Here is a 2,676-nt window from a genome sequence, read left to right as displayed (position 1 = left end):
CTCTTGGATGGAAGTGAAAGAACACCTATTGTTGACAGTTCCATACCGCCCGATATTCTATCAACAATCTTTAAACTGTATGATGCAATGAATAGGAATGATATCAAAGATTTTCATAAAATTGATGTGAAAGGAGTTCTGACTGGTTTATACGAAAATCGAGATAATATTGAGAAAATACTATGGATTCGTCACGACCCGGATAATAGAGCAAAGGCCATCCAAAACGAATTCGGAGTAGAATCTAAAGTAGAACTACTTGGTAGTGATTTTTTTAGATAAGGCCGGTTCAATATTTGACCCTAGTTTCGCGATGGTAAAAGAGCATGATAAATGGATTATATTTAGAGAGGATTAATTAGTATCAATAGCATGGGATATCCTAGGGAATGAGTCTGATGTTGTTATTGGATTATCGGGAGACGATAGTTGAAAACCAAAAGGGCTGCCGCGTGGCAGCCCTTCGCCGTTACGCTAACTGGCAGGATAGAGGAACAGACGGTAAGGTTGTTCTCGAACAGAAGAACAAATTAATGATATGATGTTGTAAATGGAACAGGCTAGTCGAGCCTATTTTCTATTTTCGTGAGGGAGTCGATAAATGGATATGGGAAGTACGAATCAATGGGATGCGGAATGGGAAGTATCAGAAGAATTGGCTCATAAATTAATAAGCAGTCAGTTTCCGCAGTTAGCTTCACAAAGCGTACAAAAACTAGGATACGGCTGGGATAACACTGTTTTTCTTGTCGGGGTTGAATATGTATTTCGCTTTCCAAGAAGAGAAGTTGCAATTAATCGTTTAAGGATGGAAGGAAAGATACTACCTAAGCTTAAAGATTATTGTTCCATTGCATATTCGTTACCGCTATTTTTTGGGGAAGGGGATTATAATTATCCTGCACCTTTCCTAGGCTACCCCTATTTATCAGGAGAGTTTCCAATCGGATTAACTGACAAGCAACGTGCGGTATCAGCAACAACGCTCGCGCAATTTTTAAAAAGCTTACATGCATTCCCTGTGCAAATTGCCCAAGAAAATGGAGTTCAACATGACCATAGAAATTTGATTGATATTGCAATGCGTAAAGAAAAGTTGCATAAATTCATTTCCGACCTTGCCCTTCATTTTAGTGAAGAAGAGTATCGTGAATTATCGAACTATTTGGAACAGCTTGGAACTGAAAAAGTGAAACCCAAAAACGTATTCCTCCATGGAGACCTTCATTTTAAAAATATGCTGGTAGACGAGAATGGAATAATTTCAGGGATTATCGACTGGGGAGATATCAATATCGGACATCCTGCTTGCGACTTGAATGTCGCGTATAGCTTTTTGCCTCCGGATGCGCGTTCAGACTTTTTCAAAGAATATGGGGATGTCGATGAAGAAACGAAGATATTAGCTCGATTGATAGCCATATACATTCCCATTTTGATCATGATGCAGGCAATTGATTATAAAGATGAAAAGTTGGTTGCTGAAGCAAAAGCGATCATAAAACGTGCTCTCGCTGATTAAGAAAGGTCATTCCGCTAACGAGGAACTATAGCTCAACACTCAATTCGGAGGAGGTTGCGGGCAAGGATCGGCAGCTTCGTTACATTAACGGGTAGTTTAACGCAACATCTTAATACCTTATCTCGTTTGAAGTATAATGCTAAAACTATGTGCCGAGCGGAATTGTTGCTTCATTGAAGTAACGATTAGCTAAAGGACTTGATGCGGTAGGAGGGATATCTTGAAGAGATTGTTATTTATTCCGATACTTATCCTTTTAACAATATCTTTAGCGGACGTAATCTATTTCAATCTGAAAGAAGTGAGTTACCAATTGAGATGACTGCTTTCAACAGTCTTAATGATGAAAAACAAGACCAAATTCCTGTGAGTCCGAAAGATTCAGTTGTAAGGAAAGTGACTGTTAATAATAATTTGCTAATTTAATTGGTAGCTATTACGGAAAAGAAGTATACTCCGTTACATTAAATCATACTGAGTGTTTCAACTGAAAGTATCACGGTATATGTTGATTTGGATAAAAAAAATTGTTGGAAAAGGGTTCAGTGATTAAAATTACGAAGACTGCCAATTTTGTAATTCAAAATACCGCCTCGGATGAAGCTGTCGCCGCGAAGTGTCACCAAAATCGAGTACGGGCGGCGGTTGCCTGAGCCTGACTCCGCTCAATCCAAACGGATCAATAGGTGCAGTTGCATTGCAAACGAGAGAAGGGCACTCTAATTGCGGGCGCCCTTCTCACTTTATTTTCATCATAAAATGACGAACTTATAGAATCGCTTTTTGGTTCCATTATTGGATGTGAAACAAAGGTAGGAGGAAAGGATCTTTTATGGGAAACCGGACATTCCTGTACGTTACAAACGCCGATACAGATTCGGTCGATTATGAGAATACAGCTTTCGAGACGAATAATTTTCTCGCTCCAGTATGGTTTTGTCTGGTCAGCCAGGAGCAGTTCCAGCGCTATAGCGGGCAGCTTATGCAAGCATGGAGCAGGATTCAACCCCATATGGACCAACCGGATGTGGAGGATCTCCCTGAGTGGGTCAGCCAGGAGCAGTTCCAGCGCTATAGCGGGCAGCTTATGCAAGCATGGAGCAGGATTCAACCCCATATGGACCAACCGGATGTGGAGGATCTCCCTGAGTGGG

General features: G+C 40.6%; 3 protein-coding genes and 1 pseudogene. All 4 read left to right on the top strand.

The window, feature by feature from the left end:
• The coding region (locus tag AC1DPK_RS34030) for a hypothetical protein (protein ID WP_477513018.1) at positions 1 to 282 on the top strand (282 nt) is incomplete at its 5' end.
• A gap of 107 nt (positions 283 to 389) precedes the next feature.
• Positions 390 to 542, top strand: a complete 153-nt coding sequence (locus AC1DPK_RS34025) for a hypothetical protein (protein WP_477513017.1) — start codon at positions 390 to 392, stop codon at positions 540 to 542.
• Between the two features lie 65 nt (positions 543 to 607).
• The gene (locus AC1DPK_RS34020; protein ID WP_339209454.1) at positions 608 to 1,522 is read left to right on the top strand and encodes a phosphotransferase; all 915 of its coding nucleotides are present in this window, start codon (positions 608 to 610) and stop codon (positions 1,520 to 1,522) included.
• An 832-nt stretch (positions 1,523 to 2,354) separates the two neighbouring features.
• Positions 2,355 to 2,676 (top strand): annotated as a pseudogene (locus tag AC1DPK_RS34015) (hypothetical protein); the annotation flags it as partial.

The sequence above is a fragment of the Paenibacillus sp. 01T424 genome, from assembly GCF_056398745.1.
The sequence above is the reverse complement of the archived record's forward strand: the minus strand, read 5'-3'. Positions and strand labels throughout refer to the sequence as shown.

Excerpts from the sequence above, each read along its gene's own strand:
- AC1DPK_RS34020 (WP_339209454.1), top strand. The coding sequence starts at position 608 with ATGGGAAGTACGAATCAATGGGATGCGGAATGGGAAGTATCAGAAGAA.
- AC1DPK_RS34025 (WP_477513017.1), top strand. The coding sequence starts at position 390 with ATGAGTCTGATGTTGTTATTGGATTATCGGGAGACGATAGTTGAAAAC.